The sequence below is a fragment of the Paenibacillus sp. MZ04-78.2 genome (assembly GCF_024213375.1).
In the GTDB taxonomy this organism is placed as follows: Bacteria; Bacillota; Bacilli; order Paenibacillales; family NBRC-103111; genus Paenibacillus_G.
Genome location: NZ_JANAVJ010000019.1, coordinates 47,055 through 68,828 on the forward strand (window position 1 = coordinate 47,055; position 21,774 = coordinate 68,828).

General features: G+C 56.9%; 24 protein-coding genes and 1 pseudogene. 12 read left to right on the forward strand and 13 right to left on the reverse strand.

The features are described 5' to 3' along the window. Positions 1-108 precede the first annotated feature (108 nt). Both NLX71_RS15180 and namA read left to right on the forward strand, forming a co-directional pair. Entirely contained in the window at positions 109-651 is a 543-nt protein-coding gene (locus NLX71_RS15180) for a hypothetical protein (RefSeq protein WP_254364564.1), read from the forward strand. 293 nt (positions 652-944) lie between these two features. Next, positions 945-1,952: an NADPH dehydrogenase NamA gene (gene namA, locus NLX71_RS15185; RefSeq protein ID WP_254364566.1), complete on the forward strand. Its 1,008-nt coding sequence runs from the start codon at positions 945-947 to the stop codon at positions 1,950-1,952. Positions 1,953-2,095: 143 nt separating this feature from the next. Here the strand turns inward: namA and NLX71_RS15190 are convergent, their stop codons facing one another. The 6 genes from NLX71_RS15190 to NLX71_RS15215 form a co-directional block, all read right to left on the reverse strand. Continuing rightward, a complete protein-coding gene (locus NLX71_RS15190; RefSeq protein WP_254364567.1) occupies positions 2,096-2,314 on the reverse strand; it encodes a GapA-binding peptide SR1P in 219 nt (72 codons plus the stop codon). Beyond that, positions 2,293-3,339 carry a type I glyceraldehyde-3-phosphate dehydrogenase gene (gap, locus tag NLX71_RS15195; protein WP_254364569.1) on the reverse strand — a complete coding sequence of 349 codons (1,047 nt, stop codon included), beginning with the start codon at positions 3,337-3,339 and terminating at the stop codon, positions 2,293-2,295. Before gap ends, NLX71_RS15190 begins: the two co-directional genes overlap by 22 nt. Before the next feature lie 196 nt (positions 3,340-3,535). Further along, positions 3,536-3,976, reverse strand: a complete 441-nt coding sequence (locus tag NLX71_RS15200; RefSeq protein ID WP_254364571.1) for an N-acetyltransferase — start codon at positions 3,974-3,976, stop codon at positions 3,536-3,538. An 86-nt stretch (positions 3,977-4,062) separates the two neighbouring features. Then, positions 4,063-5,520 (reverse strand): PH domain-containing protein, encoded by a 1,458-nt coding sequence (locus tag NLX71_RS15205; RefSeq protein ID WP_254364572.1) that lies wholly within the window; start codon positions 5,518-5,520, stop codon positions 4,063-4,065. After that, positions 5,507-5,983, reverse strand: a complete 477-nt coding sequence (locus NLX71_RS15210; RefSeq protein WP_254364574.1) for a PH domain-containing protein — start codon at positions 5,981-5,983, stop codon at positions 5,507-5,509. The genes NLX71_RS15205 and NLX71_RS15210 overlap by 14 nt, the downstream gene beginning before the upstream one ends. Positions 5,984-6,182: 199 nt before the next feature. Further along, the gene (locus NLX71_RS15215) at positions 6,183-6,914 is read right to left on the reverse strand and encodes a ThuA domain-containing protein (RefSeq protein ID WP_254364575.1); all 732 of its coding nucleotides are present in this window, start codon (positions 6,912-6,914) and stop codon (positions 6,183-6,185) included. A gap of 221 nt (positions 6,915-7,135) precedes the next feature. Between NLX71_RS15215 and NLX71_RS15220 the strand changes: the two genes are divergently transcribed. Continuing rightward, positions 7,136-8,077 (forward strand): helix-turn-helix domain-containing protein, encoded by a 942-nt coding sequence (locus NLX71_RS15220; RefSeq protein ID WP_254364577.1) that lies wholly within the window; start codon positions 7,136-7,138, stop codon positions 8,075-8,077. A gap of 199 nt (positions 8,078-8,276) precedes the next feature. Beyond that, positions 8,277-8,957, forward strand: coding sequence for a DUF2238 domain-containing protein (locus NLX71_RS15225; protein ID WP_254364579.1), 681 nt, complete (start codon positions 8,277-8,279; stop codon positions 8,955-8,957). Between the two features lie 121 nt (positions 8,958-9,078). On the opposite strand, the gene NLX71_RS15230 is transcribed toward NLX71_RS15225, so the two are convergent. After that, a complete protein-coding gene (locus tag NLX71_RS15230; protein ID WP_254364581.1) occupies positions 9,079-10,824 on the reverse strand; it encodes an endo-1,4-beta-xylanase in 1,746 nt (581 codons plus the stop codon). A 278-nt stretch (positions 10,825-11,102) separates the two neighbouring features. Between NLX71_RS15230 and NLX71_RS26610 the strand changes: the two genes are divergently transcribed. The 5 genes and pseudogenes from NLX71_RS26610 (at position 11,103) to NLX71_RS15250 (ending at position 14,246) form a co-directional block, all read left to right on the forward strand. Beyond that, positions 11,103-11,237, forward strand: coding sequence for a hypothetical protein (locus NLX71_RS26610; protein ID WP_302058258.1), 135 nt, complete (start codon positions 11,103-11,105; stop codon positions 11,235-11,237). Beyond that, entirely contained in the window at positions 11,234-12,748 is a 1,515-nt protein-coding gene (locus NLX71_RS15235; protein ID WP_254364582.1) for a glycoside hydrolase family 26 protein, read from the forward strand. Before NLX71_RS26610 ends, NLX71_RS15235 begins: the two co-directional genes overlap by 4 nt. Positions 12,749-12,852: 104 nt before the next feature. Next, positions 12,853-13,110 (forward strand): GlsB/YeaQ/YmgE family stress response membrane protein, encoded by a 258-nt coding sequence (locus tag NLX71_RS15240; RefSeq protein WP_254364584.1) that lies wholly within the window; start codon positions 12,853-12,855, stop codon positions 13,108-13,110. Positions 13,111-13,169: 59 nt separating this feature from the next. Then, positions 13,170-13,604: a YtxH domain-containing protein gene (locus NLX71_RS15245; protein WP_254364586.1), complete on the forward strand. Its 435-nt coding sequence runs from the start codon at positions 13,170-13,172 to the stop codon at positions 13,602-13,604. A 144-nt stretch (positions 13,605-13,748) separates the two neighbouring features. Beyond that, a pseudogene (locus tag NLX71_RS15250) lies at positions 13,749-14,246 on the forward strand (pyridoxamine 5'-phosphate oxidase family protein). A gap of 44 nt (positions 14,247-14,290) precedes the next feature. Here the strand turns inward: NLX71_RS15250 and NLX71_RS15255 are convergent. From NLX71_RS15255 to NLX71_RS15270, 4 genes are all read right to left on the reverse strand, one after another. Beyond that, positions 14,291-15,079: a sigma-70 family RNA polymerase sigma factor gene (locus NLX71_RS15255; protein WP_254364587.1), complete on the reverse strand. Its 789-nt coding sequence runs from the start codon at positions 15,077-15,079 to the stop codon at positions 14,291-14,293. Continuing rightward, positions 15,076-15,525 carry an anti-sigma B factor RsbW gene (gene rsbW / locus NLX71_RS15260; RefSeq protein ID WP_254364588.1) on the reverse strand — a complete coding sequence of 150 codons (450 nt, stop codon included), beginning with the start codon at positions 15,523-15,525 and terminating at the stop codon, positions 15,076-15,078. Before rsbW ends, NLX71_RS15255 begins: the two co-directional genes overlap by 4 nt. Positions 15,526-15,545: 20 nt before the next feature. Continuing rightward, positions 15,546-15,905: an STAS domain-containing protein gene (locus tag NLX71_RS15265; RefSeq protein WP_254364624.1), complete on the reverse strand. Its 360-nt coding sequence runs from the start codon at positions 15,903-15,905 to the stop codon at positions 15,546-15,548. Between the two features lie 144 nt (positions 15,906-16,049). After that, positions 16,050-16,514 (reverse strand): DUF948 domain-containing protein, encoded by a 465-nt coding sequence (locus tag NLX71_RS15270; protein ID WP_254364590.1) that lies wholly within the window; start codon positions 16,512-16,514, stop codon positions 16,050-16,052. A 181-nt stretch (positions 16,515-16,695) separates the two neighbouring features. Between NLX71_RS15270 and NLX71_RS15275 the strand changes: the two genes are divergently transcribed. Then, the gene (locus NLX71_RS15275) at positions 16,696-17,199 is read left to right on the forward strand and encodes a Dps family protein (protein WP_254364591.1); all 504 of its coding nucleotides are present in this window, start codon (positions 16,696-16,698) and stop codon (positions 17,197-17,199) included. Positions 17,200-17,437: 238 nt separating this feature from the next. Here NLX71_RS15275 and NLX71_RS15280 read toward each other — a convergent pair whose 3' ends face one another. Both NLX71_RS15280 and NLX71_RS15285 read right to left on the reverse strand, forming a co-directional pair. Then, positions 17,438-18,766 (reverse strand): purine/pyrimidine permease, encoded by a 1,329-nt coding sequence (locus NLX71_RS15280; protein ID WP_254364592.1) that lies wholly within the window; start codon positions 18,764-18,766, stop codon positions 17,438-17,440. 30 nt (positions 18,767-18,796) lie between these two features. Further along, complete coding sequence (locus tag NLX71_RS15285; RefSeq protein WP_375377930.1) at positions 18,797-19,504, reverse strand: ankyrin repeat domain-containing protein; 708 nt, start codon at positions 19,502-19,504, stop codon at positions 18,797-18,799. Positions 19,505-19,630: 126 nt separating this feature from the next. On the opposite strand from NLX71_RS15285, the gene NLX71_RS15290 reads away from it, so the two are divergent. Together NLX71_RS15290 and NLX71_RS15295 are read left to right on the forward strand one after the other, a co-directional pair. Then, positions 19,631-20,512 (forward strand): LysR family transcriptional regulator, encoded by an 882-nt coding sequence (locus NLX71_RS15290; protein ID WP_254364594.1) that lies wholly within the window; start codon positions 19,631-19,633, stop codon positions 20,510-20,512. A gap of 128 nt (positions 20,513-20,640) precedes the next feature. Beyond that, positions 20,641-21,693 (forward strand): BMP family lipoprotein, encoded by a 1,053-nt coding sequence (locus NLX71_RS15295; RefSeq protein ID WP_254364595.1) that lies wholly within the window; start codon positions 20,641-20,643, stop codon positions 21,691-21,693. Positions 21,694-21,774 lie beyond the last annotated feature (81 nt).

Sequence of the window (21,774 nt, forward strand, 5' to 3'; positions counted from 1 at the left end):
ATCCAACCATTCGCCCACCACATACAGTATACTAGGAAACCGCCTATAGAGGAAAGTGCGACAAAGTGAACTTTGCGACATTACTATGAATAAAAGGGTTGTGAAAAGATGAGCTATCCAAGAAAAATGATTGGCAACCGAGGCATGACGCCCTATCCGCGTGCCGTCACGTACGCGCCTCCGCATGCCGCGCCCCAAATGTACGCTCCGGGCCAACAGCAAGTATTTACACGCAGTCTTACACCGGCTGCAGGTATGGGCGCGGGCAATCCTTTCGGGGATTTCGGAGAATTCGGCGGCAACCCGCTGGCCTTGCAGCCAGCGGCCGGGCAGGAAGGCGGAGGCCTTCTCTCCTCGATGTTTGGAGGAGGCGGCGGCGCAACGGGAACAGCAGGGGGCGGCGGCTTTAACGTCGAACAGATCAAAGCCGTCATCGACAAGCTCGGCGGTGTGGAAGGCATCGTCGAAACCTTCAACAAAATGCAAAAGATGGTGCAGAGCGTTCAGCAATTCGCCCCGATGATAAAGCTACTGTTCAATTCCTTTGGCAAAAAAGATTCGGCCGCCCCCAAGAGCGGGGGCAACAGATCGGGCCGGAGACGGCGCAGGAGACGGGGAACGGCGCAAGGCCGCAGACGGTCGCACAAATAGCCGCCCGGCCGCGTCGCCCCCTGGCAGCATGGGCTCGAAAAACAAGCAAAACCGGCTGTACCTGCCGTATGAATACGGTTTGGGCGCAGCCGGTTTTTGGCTTGTACCGACGCTGCGCCGCAATTCCGCACCAAGTACGCGTATGCTTTGCAGCCCGCCGCCGTACCTTGCCCGAAGCTTGCGCACAAACCTTTGCCATCGGACCGAATTATTGCTAAACTAACATAAGTAGTATACATCATGTAACCAGCTAACCATAGTATAGATAAAATCGCAAAGGATGTGGAAAACGCATGCTGTTCACTTCTTACCCGCTGCAAAAGCTGACGCTCAAAAACCGGATTGTCATGTCGCCGATGTGTATGTACTCCTGCCTCGATGAAACGGGCCGCGTCACGGACTGGCACAAAATCCATTATCCGGCCCGCGCCGTGGGCCAAGTCGGACTCATCATCGTAGAAGCGTCGGCCGTCACGCCTCAGGGGCGCATCTCGCCTTACGACCTCGGCATTTGGAGCGACGATCAGGTGCCGGGCCTGCGCGAGCTGACCGGGCTCGTGCACGGACAAGGTTCCCATATCGGCATCCAGCTTGCCCACGCCGGGCGCAAGGCCGTGCTGGACGGGCCCATTATCGCGCCGTCGGCAATTCCGTTCGACGACAAGTCGAAGACGCCGGAAGCGATGACCGCGCAGCAGATCGCCGAGACCGTCGAAGCGTTCAAGGCGGCTGCGGCGCGGGCGAAGGAGGCGGACTTCGACGTCGTCGAGATCCATGCCGCGCACGGTTACCTGATCAACGAATTTCTGTCACCGCTAACGAACCGCCGCGCGGACGAATACGGCGGAGACCGTGACGGCCGCTACCGGTTCCTGCGCGAAGTCATCGACAGTGTCAAGACCGTGTGGGACGGACCGCTGCTTGTCCGCATCTCTGCGCACGATTACCATCCGGAAGGCCTCACGCCGGAAGATTACGTCTACTACGCCCGCTTGATGAAAGCGCAAGGCGTCGACTTGATCGACGTCAGCTCCGGCGCCGTCGTCGGTGGTCCGCCGAAGGTATATCCGGGTTACCAGGTTCCGTTCGCGGAGCTGATCCGCCGCAGCGCGGACGTGCCGACCGGAGCCGTCGGCTTAATTACGCAGGCTGAGCAGGCGGAGGAGATTTTGCAGAACGGCCGCGCCGACCTGATCTTCATCGGCCGCGAGCTGCTGCGCGATCCGTTCTGGGCCCGCACCGCCGCCAAGCAATTGCGTGCGGAGCTCGCGCCGCCCAAGCCGTATACCCGCGGCTGGTAAGCCTTAGCCCAGCGTGTCAAAGCATGAACCCGAACCGCAAAAAGCCGGCTGGCTCCCGCGACGCTGTAAGCTCGTCGCAGGACCGGTCCGGCTTTTTTCTCATGCTGAACTATTGATCTGGTTGATTATATCGAACAGGCGCGTTAAGCTTCGAAGACGGTGTGCGGTCCGGCTGAGGCAACGGCGGACCCGTCTGCCGCCAGGGAGCGTCCCCGGCCGTCCAAGCAGTGCTCATGACTGCATTCGCTGTAATAGACCGTAACCTTCCGCGTATCCTGCGTACCGATGATTTGATGACAATGCTTGCACAGAATCGTTCCGAGGTGCAGTTCCTTCTCCATTACACGACGGCTTCTTTCCACGCTTCATCGCTCTCCTTTTTCATGGTTTCGGAAACAACTTTCGCCAAATCCATTACCCGGCTCGCATACGCCCATTCGTTATCGTACCAAGCCAGCACTTTGATCTGATCCTCAGCCACCATCAGCGACTGGCCGTCAATGACCGCCGATTGATCGCAGCCGATAAAATCCGAAGAGACGAGCGGCTCGTTGCTGTAGCCCATATAGCGGGCCATCGGGCCTTCCGCAGCTTGACGGAACGCCGACTGCACTTCCTCCAGTTGAACCGGCCGCTTCACCTGCACGGTGAGGTCGACCAGCGAGACGTCCGGCGTCGGGACGCGGACCGAGATGCCGTTCACGTGCGGCGCAAGATGCGGCAGCACGTCGATGAGCGCTTTGCCTACGCCCGTGCTCGTCGGAATGATCGACTGCGTGCAGGCCCGCGCGCGGCGCAAATCGGAATGCGGATTGTCCATATGCTTCTGGTCGTTCGTGTACGAATGAACGGTTGTCATCCAGCCGTTCTTCACCTGAAACGCCTGATCCAGCACATGCAGCACAGGAGCGACGCAGTTGGTCGTGCAAGACGCGGCGGACAGCAGCGTGTGCTCCTTGGCATTGTAGCGGTTATCGTTGACGCCCATGACGACCGTCAAGTCCATGCGCTTGCCCGGCGCCGTAATCAGCACCTTGCTCGCGCCCGCCGTCAGGTGCCGCGTAGCGCCTTCCCGGTCGTTGAACTTGCCTGTCGCGTCGATGGCCAGCTCCACGCCGAGGTCTTTCCACGGAATGGCCGCCGGGTCGCGCTCGAACACGATGCGGACACGTCGTCCGTTAATGACCAGATCGTTTCCTTCCTCGCGGATATCGGCTTTCCATGTTCCATGTATGGTGTCATATTTGAGCAAATGGGCAATCGTGCCCGCTGGGTATAGTGAGTTAATCGCTTGCAGGCCCATCCCGTTCTCATCCGTATCAAAAGCGCGGCGAACCAGCAGTCTGCCGATTCTTCCCATCCCGCTTACGCCAATCGTTCCTGTCATTCCGGTCCCCTCCCAAGCTTGCTGTTGGTTTTGCAACGTCTATATATATTGTATAACATATATTGAAATAGTACACAATAAATATTTTAATCACATTTTTATGATGACATATAATCCGACACGGAAAGCCTAATCCGACCACAAGCCGACAAAGAAAAAAAGCTGCCCGCGGCAGCTTTTTCCGTTTCAAATCAATCTATTCATGATTCCTCATCCATACCATCCGGTACTCTTCCGTCGACGTCGCTTCGTCGATCATTTCCGCTTCAATGCGGAAGCCATGCTTCTCATAGAAGCGGACGGCTTGCTCGTTCTGGCGGTACACCTGCAGCCGGATCGCGGTCCGGTCTTGTTTGACATGATCGAGCAGTTGCTTGCCCAGCCCTTTCTTGTGATGCCTGCTGTCGATAAACAAGGCGGCCAGGTAATCGTCCATCATGGAAACAAACCCTGCGACACGTCCGTCCTCCTCGATCACAACCGTATCCGCCATAGGCAAATACTTCGTCTTCATCTCTTCCGCATTCGCCCGCCAATATTCCGCATCAATAAACGGATGGGCGGTCAAGGATTCTTGCAGCCACAGCTCAACTAACCCATCAATATCTTGGGGAACGCTCGATCTAATCCTGCTCATTCTGACAATCACTCCTGTTTGTCGTCTTTTTCGAATCATGCTCATCGCGACAATGCGCGTTCGATTTCCGGGAAAAAGCCTAGCGGCTAACGCTTATTCCGGTCCATATACCAGCGAACCAGTTCTCGCGCCTCCTGCTCCGGCACCCCCGCCAAGCGGAAAAAGGCGCCGCGTCCGCCCGACGCCACGGCAATCCGCAAGGTAGACAAGCCAAGCCTGCGTTGCAGCGGCCCGATCTCCACGCTGACGGACTGCACCCGCGACAGCGGGATAACCGCCGTCGTCTTCGCCAACCGGCGGAAGCGCAGGACGAGCATCCGGCCTTCCCGGCTCCAGCCCGCGCTCCGGTACCTCCACCCTTGCCAGATCATGACGAGCGGGCACAGCAGCAGCCCGGCATAAGCCCACGGAGCGATCAAACCGGCGGCCACGGCAGCCAGCGCCAGCACGAGCGGCGCAGGCAGCGCATAGCACCACAGCGCCCGCCTCGGCAGCGTATGAAGCTTCAGCGAAGCCGGAACCTCGAACTGAGGCGTCATCCGCTTCACGAATTCGCCGATCTCGCGATTGCGGAGCAGCGGGAACAAATGCGCGTTCTCCCCCTTTTGCACGCCATAGCCGACGGTTTCCGCATAAAGTGCCGAAAAGCCGAAAAGCTGCCACAGCGGCTCTTCCACAATGCGGATCGCCTGAATCCGGCGGAGCGGAACAGTCGCTTGGCGGCGTTCCAGCATGCCTCGGATCAGGAGCAGCTTGTTTTCTTGTCGCGTGATCGTAAAATTTGCGAACTTCAGGACAGCCGCGATCGTCGAAATCATCCACGCCACCAGCAAAATGCCCAAGGCAAACAAAGGGATCATCGCCGCATCGAGCGCATTCCACAAATACCGGTACACCTGAGCATCCGGAAACAGCTCGCCCAGCTTGCTCATGGCCGCCGCCAGCAAAGAAACGGACACCCCGAATCCGCCCGTGGTCAGCGCGGCGACGAACAAGCTTCCGGCCGGAAGCTTGTAGGTCAACCGGAGCTTGGGAGGCTCTCTCTCAGCAGATAAAGATAAGACCCCGGTCTGCTGCCCTTGCCCTTGGGGCGCTTTCCCCGGCTCCAGCATACTCCGCAGCCGCGAGGCGTCCCCGCGGGCGAGCGCCGGGAACACCGCCTCCGGCTTCTGGCCTCCAGCGGTCTGCACTTCGACGCGGACCAGCCCGAACAAGCGGTGAAGCACTCCTTCCGTCAGGTCGACGGACTGGATACGCTCCAGCGGGATGAACGTCTTCTTTTGCACGAATACGCCCTGCGTCACCTTAAGCTGCTCGTCCGACACTTCGTACCGGAACCGGCGCCAAGACAAAAATCCCCATACGATGGAACCCGCCAGCGCGACCAAGCCCCAACCGACCTGCCAATAGAGCGGAGCCCCTGACCCGGAACGCGAATGCTTGGACAGGAGAATGACGAGCAGCGGGACGATGAGTCCTTTGACGATTTGCAGCGAGACCAGGACGGCGGCAAACGGGTGGAGCCTTCCCTCAGAGGTCTTCATGGGACACCTTCGCCAGCTCCGCAATCCGTACGCGCAGCGCTTCCGCCGTTTCGCTGGTCAGCGCCGGAATCTGATGGCTGCCCGCCGCCGTGGAGAACGTAATGCCGGACAGCCCGTAGGCCCGCAGCAGCGGACCTTGATTCGTATCGACGTGCTGGATACGCACCATAGGAATGAGCGTCCGCTTGACGAACATGACCCCTTGCTGCAACATAATTTCATCTTCCCGCACCTCGTAACGCCACCTTTTCCAGCGCAGCTCAGGCATGACAAGAACCGTCAGGACGATTTCCGCCAGCACGCCTGCTACCAGCACAACGGGAATCCACCCGGGCCAATGAAAACGATGCGCGAGATAACATACGGCGGCGGCCAGCAGGGCGGAGACCGCCGAACTGATAAATCCGCTCCATCTCCATACGACGATGGCTTTGCGGTCAATTTGTTCCTGCGGCTCGATCATATGATTCACTCCAATACGCGGCGAAAAGCCTTTTCACTTCCATTATTAAACAAACCGTGCCGCTCTGCAACCTCCCCGTCCTGCACGAAGCGGCGCCGGAACGCAGCACAGGAAGCCGGGACAGATAGGCAAAGAGAAAAGCCCGGCACGGTTCATGCTTTCGCATGCCGTTTCGGGCTTTAGTCTCATGGTTTAGGAGTTAAGCGTTCCCTTTAATCGCTTCGAGCGGCTTATGGTTGCCGTATTTCGGGTACTCGCGCGTCGTCGGCGCGGCCCATTGGGCGGCGTTGCGGATAACGCGGCGAACTTGCTCATTATAATAGGTCGGGTATGTTTCGTGACCCGGACGGAAGTAGAAGATTTTGCCTTGGCCGCGATGGAACGTGCAGCCGCTGCGGAATACCTCGCCGCCCTCGAACCAGCTGACCATAATCAGCTCGTCCGGTTGCGGGATGTCGAAGTGCTCGCCGTACATTTCCTCGGCCGGCAGCTCGATATATTCGCCGATGCCTTCGACGATCGGGTGGCCCGGGGATACGACCCAAATGCGCTCTTTCTCGTTAGCTTCGCGCCACTTGAGGTCGCAGCCGGTGCCCATGAGCTTCTTGAAAATTTTCGAAAAATGCCCCGAATGCAGCACGATCAGTCCCATGCCCTGCAGGACGCGCTGATGCACGCGCTCTACGATATCGTCCTGAACGTCGCCGTGGGCTTTATGGCCCCACCAGATCAGCACGTCGGTATTATTCAGTCTCTCTTCGGTCAATCCATGCTCCGGCTCGTCCAGCGTCGCGCAGGCGACTTCGAAGTCCGCGCCCAGCCCTTCACCGATCACCGTGTGAATGCCGTTCGGATATACGGAACGCACGATCTCGCTTTCTTTTTCATGACGGAATTCGTTCCATACGGTAACGCGCAATTTTTGGCTCATGAGAGTCCCTCCAACGTTAGAATTGAAGCTTTCTTACAGTATAGTGATTCCCTTTGCAAAAAGATATTCCCAATCCTGTTTCGTCTTTATGCAAAACTGCCATCGACGCCATTTTCGTGCTATACTGAATTGCGGAAAGTGCCTAGATAGACTATAAACCGATCTATTCAAAAATGGCTTGCCGCCTATCGTATACATAGAAGCGAGGTGCCTGTGAACCGATGAAAACCGTCGTCGATATGCCAATGGAAACAGCCAGTGAGGAGGAGGTTATTTACCAGAACCCGCTGCTGTTCTTAAAAATATGGGAAATTTGCTGGGATTCGCCTTACCACAGCCTCTCGGACAAGTGGCAGTGGCACTACCACAAGGAAGTGGAGTTCCTTGCGATCATCGAGGGGCGGCTCGGCATCCAGACGAAGCACGAATACACCGTCATCGGTCCCGGCGATCTGATCGTGCTCGGGTCCTCGCAGCTGCACCGGACGGCCAAGCTCGACCCGGGGATGATTCGCTATATTGTGTTCCAGGTCGATTTGTCCCAGCATTTCGATCAAAGCACGATGCCTTACCTGAACTGCTTTTCGGAGCTGACGCAGCCGCTGTGGAAGCTGAATTATATTTTCCGCAACAATGACACAGCGCAGCGAGAAGCGTACGCGCTCATTATGGATATCTTCGAGGAATCCCAAAGCCGTATGCGCGGCTACGAGCTGGCCATCAGCGCTTCGATCAAGCGGCTGATGCTGCTGCTCATGCGAAACGACACGGAGGGCGTGCTCGGCGGCGCAGAGGAAACCGAACTGACCCGGCTCCGACCGGCGCTCGATTACGTCGACCGGCACCTGAACGAGAAAATCGCCGTGGAGGACATGTGCGGGCTGCTGAACCTGAGCTACCATTATTTCATCAAGTATTTCAAGAAGGTTATGGGCCTCTCCTTCGTCGATTACGTCAACTACAAGCGCGTGAAAAAAGCCGAGCGCCTGCTGCTGACTCGCGATCTGAGCATCGTCGAGGTCGGCTTCGAGGTCGGCATCCCCAATATGGCCCAGTTCTACAAGCTGTTCAAGCGGCATAATCACTGCTCGCCGAAGGAGTTCAAACAGCGGATGCGCGGCGAGGCCGGAGTCGGCGTGAGCGAAGCCGCACCGCAAACGTAGGCGGAGCCATATCGCAGGCGTAGGCGGCGGTTGGGGGACGCAGGCGGCTTGTTCAGGCGGTAAGCGTCAGCCCTTCCAGAATGGCCAATGAAGAAAACCTATTGAGGTATGACATTGGCCATTTTGCCAATACTACGAGTGTCGTATGAACCGGCTGGAAACAGCCGGTCACCATGAACCACCGAAGGGAGAAGCTACGATGGCTCGACAATCCGCAGTTCGCGGCGGAACGGGGACCAACTGGTTGCTGGACCCGGATATACCTTTTTCCCGCAATATTATCCTGCAGTTGCTGCTCGCTGTCTTTGTTGTCTTTTGGATCGTCATGGCGATCTCGCCGACCGACCGGACCCAATGGCTGATGGAAAACCTTCTTGTTGTTGCAGCTTTTTTCACTCTGCTGTTTACGTACAAAGCATTCCGCTTCTCGAATCTATCTTATTTGCTGATTTTTCTATTCCTCTGCGTCCATGTCTTCGCGGCTCACTATACGTATCAGAATACGCCGGTCGATCAGTGGCTGAAAGCTTCGTTTCATCTGCAAAGAAGCTACTTCGACCGCGTCGTTCACTTCTTGTTCGGCCTGTGTCTTGCCTACCCGCTCCGGGAACTGCTTACCCGGGCTGCGGGCCTGCGCAATTTCTGGTCTTACGGGATTCCGGTCATGACGATGCTCGGCTGCAGCGCATTGTTCGAAAATGTGGAAATGGGAGCCGCTCTTGTGGCCGGACAAGCCGGAGCCGACTATCTCGGGTTGCAGGGCGATGTGTTTGATACGCAGAAGGATATGAGCTTAGGCTTTACCGGGGCTCTAATATCCATGATTACTGTTGCAATCATCTTGCGCAAAACGAGGCACGCGAAGCCCTCGCGTTCCTGATCCGGCATTCTGCCGCGGGGCCCGGCTTCTTCGGCATCCGGCCTGCGTCTGCCCGCAAAAAAACGCTCCGGAAAATTCCGGAGCGTTTTCGTTGTAAGACAAGCGACGCCAAAGCCCGTGCTTAAGGGCTTTGCAGCGCATCTCTTATTTTATAGTACGGGAGCTTCGGCGCATAATCCTCGTCGTAGATGAGTCCGTTGCCGAATTCGTTGTATTCGTCCGCATGCTGGAGCGACGAATAGCGGTCGGTAAATCCCCACATGGCGTAGGACGTAAACCGGTTATTCGCTTTGGTTACCGCCAGGATCGATTTGAAATACTCGGCCTGCTTTTTACGCAGCGTGTCCGTGACCTTGCCATGCATGTTGACATCCAGCTCCGATACCCGCACCTCCAGACCAAGATCGGCAAACCGTTTGGCCGTGCGCTTGAACTCGTCAACCGATACGGGATCGTGCGTCTCGTCGTCGTCTTTGCCGATATCTTCGTGAAGCTGGAAGCCGATGCCGTGCAGAGGCACCCCGCGCGACTGGAGCCGCTGGACGAGCTTATACAGCGCGTCCGCTTTGTCGTCCTCCGCCTCACAGCCATATTCGTTGATGTACAGCTTGGCATCCGGGTCGGCTTCGTGAGCGGCGCGCAGCGCGATGTCCAGAAACTTCTCGCCCATCGCCTTGAACCAGATCGAATCCCGCAAGCCGAGATTGACGTTAAAATTCTCCTCCTTAAGCGGCTCGTTTATGACGTCCCACTCCTTAATTCTGCCCTTGTACCGTCCGACCACTGTCTTCACGTGCTCCTCCATGATGGCTTGGAGCTCGGAAGCGCTGTAGTTGCCCTGTGTGAGCCAACGGGGATTCGCCTCGCTCCAGACCAGTGCATGACCATGAACGTCCATACCGTTGCTTTCTGCGAAATCGACCAAGCTGTCCCCCTCCGCGAAAGCGTAAACGTTCCGCTGCGGATGAATGAATTGAAATTTCATGTCGTTTTCCGGAGTCAGGATACTGAACTCCCGTCCCAGAATGCTCCGGTAAGCGGAGTCCGTCATGGTCGGGGTGACGGCCGCAGCCGTGCCGATCTTGAGATGCGGCACATTCTTCCGCGCCAGTGCCCGCAGCGAGTCCGCACTCTGCGGCACGGCAGCGACTCCAAGATCGCTTACCGTTACCGCCGAGGCGCTGCCTTCCGCTTGAGCCGTCAGCGACTTGAGCGTAAACGAGCTGCCGACGTCCGCATCTGCGCCGAAATACACTTTGCCGTCCTCGAACACTCCGGGGTCCGCCATTTCTCCGACTTTGGCCTGATTTACGTAAAATGTGAGCTTACCGCTCTTGACTAACAGCCGGACATCGAGCGTTCCGGCCGATTTATAATGAAATGCCGCTTTCTTCGGAACGGCGGAGGAACCGTTATAGACGGCGGCCGACAGCTTGCCGTTTTTCAACATCACCGATACCGCCTTGCCTTCCTGCCGCCATTCGTCCTGGATAATCGGGAGCGTGCCGTACATCTGGAGTCCCGCGCTTTTGCCGGGGGAGGAAACGATTTTAAAGCTTACCGAAAAATCTTCCGGTACGTTCAAAACCGGACCGCGCAAATTGATCGGCGGATTGCTGACCGTCGGCCGCGACAAATCGCCCCCCAAAGGGATGATCGCCCGCCCTATTCCGGTAACGGTCACTTCGTCCCCAGCCACAGTTGCCCCTGAAAACCGGGTCCAATCGTGCCCCCGGAGCAAATCGACTACCGGAGCCAACGGCGCATCGGCCGCTTCGGCCGCAGCGGCCCCCGGCATGATCGAAACTAGCTGCAGCAGCAACAAGGATACTGCGCCAAGCTTAAAGCCTTTTTTGCTTCTCATCATCGATAATAAACTCCTTCCCCTATTGAGAATTCACATCGGAAACAACCCAATTATAAGGTAGGCTTCTATGTTTTTCCACGCCTTTTTTGCGATTTTCCCGTCACAGGCACAGGAGGCAGCTCCGACAAGCTCGCCGGAGGCAGTCCCTGCGAGTCGCCATGAGAATGGTTTCCCTACTGATTTTACAAAACAAAACTTGTAGTTTATATTTGACCTAGGTTAATTTTAACTATAAATTGACCGACTTTAACCAAACTGTGGCAAAGGAGAAATTTGAGATGAAACGTATTTTTCAAGATCCCACCTTTTCTTTCGAGCTGCTGCTTGCGAATGCCGTCATCTATAAGGGATGCAAGCTCATCCCCGTCCGGTTTAACAAGCTATATGCGGCAGAGGGAGGAAGAGCCGAATGAAGCTCAAAAAAACGTACCTTATTTCCGGCGCCGTATTGGTCGTTCTGATCGGCGTTTTTATCGCGCGATCCATGTTTTCCGATTCCGAAACCATATCCGAAGCCGAAGCCCAATCTATGGCGACGTATACCGATTCGCCTTATGGGTATGAGCTGCGCTATCCGAAGCAAATGAAAGTCGACAAGTCCTTGCCCGGGATCAGAACTCGTTTTTCGGACGAAACGACCCAAATCGACGTGTACTACGACGATTTCAACGGCACCGTGTCCGACGCCGCCGCTTATATGGGGTACGGCAACAAGTTTATCGAGAATACGAAGGATCATCGCGTGAGCAAGAACGAAACCAAGAAGATCGGCGGCCGGACCGTCCATTTGCTGAAATGGGAGCGCGATAAGCTCAAGCACGTGGAAAACGACAAACCCTACTATGCAACTGCCGAAATCGTCAAAAACGACAAAGAGGTATACACCATCGCGATCAAATCTAGCCAGCCCATCACGAATGACGAGAAGCTCGTAAAATTGTTCCGGGTTATTCCGCCTCAGGGGGACAAGCCGGCGCTTGGCACGGTGACGAAGAAGCTGCCGCTCAAAACAAATCAAGAAACGGCGGAAGTGTACCGCAAGCTGTTTATGACGGACGGGCTGAAATGGGGCATTTTCGAGCCGACGGCTCCAAAAAGAATGGATATTCTTCATTCGCTGGAACAGAAGCTGGACTATAAGTTCAATACGTTGATCCTGTACAAGTCCTTAAACACGGAATTTCCGATGGAAGAGTTAAAAAACGCGCAAAATGACAATCGTTTGGTTGAATTGACGATGCAAACGATGCGGTTCGGCGAACCGAACCCCAGCGTGATGTATGACATTTTGAGCGGAAAATATGACGAGTATTTCACGAAATACGCGCAGGGTCTCAAGGAGTTCGGCCATCCGCTGCTGTTCCGGCTGAACAACGAGATGAACGGGGACTGGGTGCCTTATTCCGCCTATCACTACTCCAAAGACCCGGATCTGTATAACGAGGTCTGGAAATATATTTACCGGACCTTCCAGAACCAGGGCGTCGATAACCTCCTGTGGGTATGGAACCCGAATCACCTGGACAAGCCTGGATTCAAATGGAATCATTCGCTGCTTTATTATCCAGGCGACGAATTCGTGGACGTGGTTGGGCTGACCGCCTACAATACCGGCAACTACTATCCAGGCGAGAAGTGGAGCACGTTCGACGAGTTGTATGCGCCTTTGTACGCGGATTACACCAAATGGTTCGAACAGCCGCTGATGATCACGGAATTTTCCTCAAGCTCGGTCGGCGGAGATAAAGCCAAATGGGTGGATCAGATGTTCAAGGACATTAAAAAATATCCCAAGCTGAAAGCGGCCATCTGGTGGAGCCATACGGATTTCGATAAGGACAACCGTCCGGCCCGCAAGTATAAGCTGGATGAAGCGCCGGAGCTGATCGAGCAGTTCCGTCAGCATTTGAAGGAATATAAGTAGCCCCGGAGGCAGCCTCCTGGTTGCCCCGTTTGTTTCATCGCTCCCATGCAAGGGTAAAAAGAGGCAGGCCCGTCAGTCCACCTTCCTAAAGGAGCGTGAAGAAGATGATAAGCTTGCTGATTACCTTACTTATGGCGATTGTGATCGGTGCGATCGGGTCCGCCATTGCGCCGGGAGCGATGCCGGGAGGCATCATCGGTTCCATGATCGCCGGGTTCGTCGGCGCTTGGCTCGGCTATCTGCTACTCGGTTCCTGGGGACCCGTCATCGGCGGTTTCGCCGTTGTACCTGCGATTATCGGCGCAGCGTTGTTCGTCCTCCTGCTCGGTCTCGTGGCCAAAGGCCTCAACCGCACAGCGTAAGCTTCGCGTCGCACCGTCTCTAGCGGATTCCCAATACGAATGCAAAGGAGCGATGAAGCATGACTACGGCAAATACAGCCAATGAAAGCAAAAGCAACCTGCTGCTCGGAACGTTGATCGGAGGCGCCGCCGGGGCGCTGATTGCCCTCTTGCTGGCGCCGAAATCCGGACGCGAGCTGCGCGGCGACCTGATGGACGCCATGCAAACCTTGCAGACCAAAGGCCAGGAGCTGATGGCCGCCTGTAAGGAAAAAGCGACCGACACCGTCGAAGCGGTAAGAGAGCAGGGCAGCCAATTGGCAGACAAAGCGCACGACATGACTGACCGCGTCGCGGAAGCGTCCCATCAGGCGCTTGATCGTGCCGCCGATGCCACTCAAGAGAAGCTGGAGAAAGCGCAATCCGCCGGCCACCGCGCCCTCGATAACGCTCAGGGCACTTCCCACAAGGCGATCGATCAGGCCGACCGCGCGGTAGCTTCCTCCAAAGGATAAAGCATTATTGAAAAAAACCGGTATCTCTGCCTCAGCGCAGACGTACCGGTTTTTTCGCGTTGCCGCACCTGCCAGCGCTCCGCCGCCTGTTCGCCTGAAACGGCTGCTCGCAAGCAGCGCCTCTTCTTCGTCGGGTCCGCCCCGCTGGAGGCGGAAGGCCATGTAAACCTCTCGCCCAAAGGATACGACGTGTTTCGAATCGTCTCGCCGACCGCGGTAGGGTATTTGGACTTGACCGGCAGCGGGAATGAAACGAGCGCGCACTAGGAGGAAAACGGCCGGATTACGCTGATGTTCGTTGCGTTCGAGGGCCCTCCTATGATCTTGAGGCTGTACGGAAAGGGCCGCGTCATCCTTCCCGGGAGCACCGACTGGGAGACGTGGGCGCCCCGCTTCGAGCTGCTTCCCGGAGCCCGGCAAATTATCGGCGTCGACGTTGACGCCGTGAAAACCTCCTGCGGGTTCAGCGTGCCCTTCTATACGTACGAGCGAGAACGCGATACGCTGCAGCGTTGGGCCTCGAACAAATGCGACGACGAATTGAACGATTACTGGCGCAGCAAAAACGCTTTGAGCATGGACGGCATCCCGACGCCGCTCGGTCGGCGGATGGCCGAATCCGCTTCCTTCAAGGACGAATGAAGCCCAACAACGAAAAAACTCGCCCTTAGCTGCAAAGGGCGAGTCTATGAACCCAAACCGATATCGCCGGCTCCCGGCTCGGTAAAATAATGTTTCAGCTTGTCGAGAGCCCGCTTCTGGATGCGCGATACGCTCATCTGCGAAACGCCGAGCCGGTTCGCTATCGTCCGCTGCGACTGGCCTTCCACATAGGCGAGATGCAGCACCTGCTGCTCCTCCGGCTTTAGATGAACAAGCGCCTCTTGCAAAGCGAGGCGGTTCTCGACGCGCAGATAGGCGTCGCTCGGACTGCCGATCACGTCGCCGATCGTCGATCCGTTATCTTCGGTGGATAGCGGAGTATCCAGCGAGACATAGTGATAATAATCGCGTCCGGCCAAAATTTCGATCGTTTCCTCGACTGACAGTTCCATTTCCGCGGCGATTTCATCGATATTGGGCGAGCGCTCCAGCTTGACCGTAAGCATGTCCACGACCTGCTGAATCTGGTTGCCCTTTTCCTTGATTCGCCTCGGAACCTGGACATACCAGGATTTGTCGCGCAAATAATTTTTCATATGGCCGATGACGCTTTTCATCATATAGGCTTCAAACTGCACGCCCATCGACAGATCGAACTGCTTCAGCAGCTTCAATACCGACAGTTGCCCCACTTGAAACAGGTCTTCGAACAAATCGGGGCGATTGCGTGACATTTTGCCTGCCGCCATCTTGACCATAGGCTCGTACCGCTGCAGCAAAACCGTAGCCGTATCGTTGCAGCCGGTTTCTTGATATCTTACGATGAGCTCCTCGGCACTCGCATTGGCAAATCGCTCCGAATTCATTTTCATACCATTTCCTCACTCCTGCACACCCGCTTGGTCAGGATGACCTCCGTGCCGATGCCCGTCTTGACCTCGACATCGTCCATGAGCGCCTGCATCAAATAAATCCCGAGGCCTCCCACATGGATGTCGTTGAGCGATTTATCGTGCAGCGATCCGGCCCGCCGCGCCTTCTCCGCATAATCGAAGCTCGGTCCCTGATCCATGACCACAATGCGGAGCCCGTCCTCGATTCGCTCGAAGCGGACCTCCATCAGGCCCGGACTGCCCGGTTCATAAGCATGCACCACCGCATTATTGCACGCTTCGGCGACGGCCACCTTCATATCCTCGATTTCCTCGTACGAGAAACCGAGCTTGGAGCTGATGCCGTAAAGCGTCAAGCGGACCAAGTCGATAAATTCCGCTTCCGCTGGCACCGTGAGACTAACAACATGGGATTCGGGTTTCATACGGTTTCTTCTTTCCTTTCCTATCCGTTAATGAACGCGTCTTGGGACTTCCCGGCGGCCTCATTCGGCTGCAAAAACGGGGTGATGCCCGTCAGATCGAACAGTCGCTTGATTTTCGGCGGAATCTCCCGCACCTCGAACGGCGCTTTCAGCACGTCTCGGGCTTTTAACACCGATACAATCACACCGATGCCGGTGCTGTCAATATATTGCAGGCCGTTCAAGTTCAGCACCAGCTTGCGGCTCGTATCCGCGATGAACGTGTCCAGCGCGCAGCGTAAATCCGAAACTTTGGACAAATCGAGCTCGCCGTGCAAATAAACGGAATTGGCGTGTTCGGTTCGTTGCGTGTCAACATGAAACGATGGTTGTTTATTCATCATACCCGCTTGGTTCCTCCCCGGCGCAGCTTGTTTACTCCAAGAGCCGTGCTGCATTCTACGAATTTGTATGATATTTACCCCGGGGCCGGGCGCTTGAAACAGAGCGGCCGGAATTTCCTGCCGGTTGGGACCGGACCCGGCTCAGGTCTGTTGCGGATAAGCCCGTCGCTCCGCTTGCGGCTTACAGCTGCGAAACGCCTGCCATAGCTCGATCGCCACGGGCACCGCCTGCATGACCGTCGCGACCTTATCCCTCTCAGGCCCGCCTCCCTTTACCGCCTCGGTGCGGATGCTCCCCGCTACCGAGGCAGAGGCTTGCTTGATCGAGGAGGTGATGTCCTGCACCGCATCGCCGATATTTTTGACGGAGCAGACGACCGAATCGATCGAGTGCAGCTTGTTGCGGACATCGACGGTCACTTCGTTCGTATGCCGCAGCATCTCCGCCGCTTCTTTGCTGATTCCGTTCACCTGCTGCTGCAGCTCCCGGATCGTCTCGTTGGTCTGCAATAGCACGGTTGACAAGGAACGCAGAGTCATGATCAAAAAGACGACCAGCACCGCGAAGGCCAGCGCAATGACGGCCACACTGATTTCAATAATCATTCGTTCATCTCCTCCACTCTTTTGTAAATGCGGTTCGCACCCAGCTTGGAATGTTCTTACCCAGCGCGGTCCCGCTTGAAACCTGCGGCTCTAAACGGACCTTGACCATGTTTCATCCGCCGCCGGGACGGGGTAAGAAGGCTCAGGCAGGACAATCCATGACGAAGCGGAGGGAACCAACATGGCTAACGTATTGGAGAAGGAAAAGGAAGCGACATCGGCCAAGAACGCGAAGGATACGAAAAAAGCAAGCGGACTGCACGCGCTCCTGAGTAGGCAGGTCGCCAATTGGGCCGTGCTTCATATTAAAATTCACCAGCACCATTGGTATGTGAAGGGCCCGAATTTCTATGCGCTGCATGTGAAATTCGAAGAGCTGTACGGAGAAGCGGCCCTGACGATGGACCAGCTCGCGGAGCGGCTGCTGTCGGTCGGAGGTCGGCCCGTATCGACGACGAAGGAGATTGCCGCGGCCGCTACGATCAAGGAGCACGAGCCGTTCGCCTCGGCAAGCGACATGGTGCAGTGCCTGCGCGACGACTTCTCGCTGGTGATCGAAGAAACGGGCGCAGCGATGGAGCTTGCGGAGCAGGAAGGCGACGAAGGCACCCACGATATGCTGCTGGAGCTGAAGACGCGCCTGGAGAAGCATGTCTGGATGCTGAACGCTTATTTGAATGTATAAAAATGGCAAGGACGGAGGTGTGCAGCCTCCGTCCTTTTTATCATGACAGCATGTATAGTTTTCAGCGGAGCTTAAGACCTACGGGGTGGAGATCAGCGGCAGGTACTGGGCCAGAATGCTCTGGACAAGGCGCAGCCGCTCCTCCTGCGGCATCTCCTGAAAATCGCTTGTTTGCATGTGCATGGAAACGGCTCCTTTTGAGCTTTCCTACCATAAATGTGTGCAAAGCAAAGCGTTTTTATAAACTATCACGCCGTAAGCCGCTCTTGGCTCCCGCCTCCGCGGGCCGCCATAGCTGCTCAAGCAGCGTGACCAGTATCGTCCCGAACAGCAGCGCGTTGCCGAACACGTACGCCAGCATCGGCGGCAGCCCCTGAAAAGCCTCCGCAGGCAAGAACATTAATCCGACGCTGCATACCAGCGTGATGCCGAAGATCGTCAGCCGACGCAGGTCCAGCGCTTCCTTCGAGATCGACTGCATGGCGATGACGATCATTTGCACGAAGGAAGCAAGCAGCGCGGCGCTCGCTACCGGCCCGGGAAGCATAGCGACGGCCCGCACCACGGCGGGGACGAAAGAAATCCCCGCGAACAGCAGCGCGGCGACAAGAAACGGGCGCAGCCGGGTCTGCTCTGTGATGCGGATAAAGCCCGCCGTGACCGGCAGCGGCACGACGGCAATCGTTGAGAAGAGCGCGGCGATACCGTGGGACAAGCCTCCCGCGAAGACACCGCGGTTCAGCGTCCGCTTCGGGTCCCGGACGGGCTCCGGCGGCATCGCATCGCGAACCGCCGTTACGGCGGCGATCGTGTTGGACAGCAGGATAAACGTGAACAGCGCTGCGGTCAACGCGATTCCCGCATCCCACTGCGGCGCTCCCCAAGCGAAGAGCTCCGGCAGTTGAACCGGCGCAGCTGCGGCGGCCGGTGATCCGCCGCTGAGGCCGAGCAGGCCGTAACCGGCCCAGCCGGAGATAATGCCGATCATCACGGCATACTGCTTCACCCAACCCCGGCCTTTGAGGGAAAGCAGGAGCACAAGGCCGAAGATCGCGATGGATACCAGCGCTGTTGCCGGGTCTGGACGAACGGCCGCCCCTTGCAGTCCGAGCATGCCCTTCACGAAGACGCCGCTAAGCTGCAAAGCCAGAAGGAACAAAAACGTTCCCGTGACAAGCGGGGTGAACAAAAACAGCAGCTTGTGGACCCAGCCGGTCAGACCCAGAACGACCAGCAGCAAGGCGGCAATGGCGACGCCTCCCTCGAGCAGCGGCAGCATGTCCCGCGCGCTCCCGCCCTGCTTGACGGCTACGTCCGCCATGATGACGAAGACGCTGACCCATGAGCCCGCAGGGCCGTCGGCAATCGGGTACCGGTGGCCGATCCAGCCCTGTAGAAACGAGCTGAGGCCGACGACCAGAAAGGTCCGCTGCATCAGCGAGGAAATCTCCTCCGGCGACAAATGAAACATACCGCCGATGACAATCGGCAAAGAAATCGAACTCGCAAGCAAAAACATAAACCACTGCAAGGTGCTCAAGCTGCCGCCCAGGGCAAGCTTTCTCATGCGGTTTCCTCCCAGATGCAAAGAAAGGGGCTAGCGCGCCCCCGCTTTCCGTAAAATTTGCTCAATCTCGCCGAACCCGCGCTGCTTCGCATGCGCAAGCGCCGTCACCCCGTCTTTATCCGGGATGTTCACATCCGCCCCATGCTCCACGAGCAGCCGGACGGCTTGCTGATGCTTCTCGCCCCCGCTGCCGAGCACGACCGCTTCCATCAACGCCGTCCAGCCCAGGTTGTTAATGTGATTGACATCCACTTTGGTCCGCGTCAACAACTCACGGATCACGTCCAAATGCGCGCGTTCGGCTGCGGGGATGAGCGCGGTGCCGCCATACCGGTTCGTCAACTTCGGGTCGGCCCCCGCCTCGATCGTCAGCTTCAAAATGTCCAGCAAGCCTTCGGCGCCGGCATACAGGAACGGATTGTTCAGCCGGTTGTCGCGTTCGTTGACGTCCGCTCCCGCTTCGATCAGCAGTTTCACCGCCTCCGGCTTGTTCGCGTAAGTCGCCGCCATCATCGGCGTGCGGCCCTGCGGGTCCTTCGCGTTTTTATCTGCTCCTGCCTTGAGCAGCCTCCGGAGCTCAGCCGTATCTCCGCGCTCCGCGGCGGCAATCAGCGCTTCATTCATCTGCCTCACATCTCCTTTAGGTTCAACTTGAACGATTCCGGGTGCAGGCGCTTTTGGAGACTCCTCGCAGCCGGTCAGCAGCATGACGGGCAATACCAGATACATCCATCGCATCGGTCCACTCCTGCCTCCTACTTTGCTTCTCTGCTTTCTTATGCTAACATGAGCTTTACCTATACGAAAAATATTTATATTATTCATTTTCCATATGATCATCATATCGTTAGGCAGGTGGTTAGGATGGACATCAGGCAGCTTCGCTATTTCATTGCGATTGCGGAGGAACGGCAAATTACAGCGGCGGCCAAAAGGCTCCATATGGCCCAGCCGCCGCTCAGCCAGCAGCTTCAGCTGATGGAGCGGGAGCTTGGCGTGACGCTGCTGGAGCGGCAAGGGCGGCAGCTTAAGCTTACGGAAGCGGGGCGCTTACTGTACAAGCACGCCTTGCACATTACGAAACTGTTCGAGGAGTCGCAGATCGAGGTCAAAGAAGCCGGAATCGGATTGACCGGAAAGCTGAGCATCGGGGTCAACACGTTATCGGACGGAGGGCTGCCGGAGCTGCTTCGGACATTTCGCGAGAAGTTTCCGGCAATTACGTACAAAATTCAGCAGAACGAATCGGCCCAGCTCTGCAAGCTGGTCAAGGAACGGGCGATCGAGCTGGCGATTGTCCGGTTTCCGCTGGACCTCAGCGAGTTCTCGATCCGGCATTTGCGGGAGGAGCGCTTTTTTTACGTCACCTCCCGCCGCCGCAGACCCTTGGACGGGAAGTCGATTTCGCTTGGGCAAATCGGGCAGGAGCCGCTGATCCTCCCCAGCACGGAAGGACTCGGCGTGTATCAGATGATCGTGGAGGAGTTCGCCCGGCACGGGTTGAAGCCGAACGTCTTGTCCGAATGCTCCGACATCGCGATGCTGCTGGAACTGGTCTCCTCGGACTTCGCCGCCACGCTGGTGCCGGAATCGGTGCTCGAACTGCACCGCGGCTTCGACTTGCAGGTTTATGAGCTGGCGGGGACGCATATCGCCTCGTCATCCGTGCTGATTTGGCTCAAGGACCACTACTTGTCCAAAGCGGCGCAGAACTTCATCGAACTGACCGGCGGAGCTCCGCTATAGCAACTCGTTAACCCTAAAGCGCCGACCGCACGTCCCTTTTCCAGCAATGACATAAGGAAGCAAAGCTTGGAGAATACTATACCCCAAGCTTTGCTACTTTGCATTTCATTACGGAGGACGGATGAACGATGAAACGTTGGATATCCCTTGGCATGATCGGCGTGCTCGCGGCTGGGCTGACGCTCGGCGGATGCGCCCAGAAGCCCGCACCGCCTAACAATGCGGGAGCCGGCGGCGCGCCGGCAACGGGTGGCGACACGCTGGCAGGCGCGAAGTTCAATATCGGCATGGTCACGGACATCGGCGGGGTCAACGACAACTCCTTTAACCAAAGCGCCTGGGAAGGGTTGCAGCGGCTTGCGAAAGATACCGGGGCACAAGTGAAATATTTGCAGAGCAAGAGCGATTCGGAATACATCCCGAACCTGAACCAAATGGTCAAGGGCAACTTCAACCTGACGTGGGGCATCGGCTTCATCATCGGTGATGCGGTGAAGACGGTGGCGGCGCAAAATTCGAACGCCAAGCTGGCGATTATCGACAATGTCGTCGACGCGCCGAACGTGGTATCCGTGATGTTCGCGGAAAACGAAGGCTCCTATCTGGTCGGCGTCGTTGCGGGTCTGATGACCAAGACGAGCAAAATCGGCTTTATCGGCGGGATGGACATCCCAGTCATCAAGCGCTTCGAAGCCGGGTTCAAAGCGGGCGTGGCTGCGGTCAATCCGAATGCCAAGCTGACGATCAACTATACCGGGGCGTTCGACAAGCCCGATCTCGGCAAATCCGCCGCTTCCACGATCTATAACGACGGCGCGGATATTATTTTTCACGCGTCGGGCGCAACGGGGGGCGGCATATTCAACGAAGCCAAGGACCGTCTGAAGGCCGGCAAGAAAGTATGGGTCATCGGCGTCGATCAGGACCAGTCGAAGCTGTTCGGCGACGACGTGACGTTGACCTCAATGATCAAACGCGTCAATGAGGCGGTCTATCGCATCTCGAACGATCTCATCGCCGGTAAATACGAGGGCGGCAAAACCATCGTGCTCGGCCTGAAGGAAGATGGCGTCGGGCTGCCGGACACATCGAAGAAGAACGTGCCGGAGGACGTGCTCAAGAAAGTCGAAGAATACAAGCAAAAAATCGTTAAAGGCGAAATCAAGGTTCCCGAAAAATGAGCGGCGGCCTGCGCCTCCGCGCCGTCGGCCGCACCTATCCTCCCGCATCGCTCGGCGAGCCGTACGACCCGGGCAACCGTT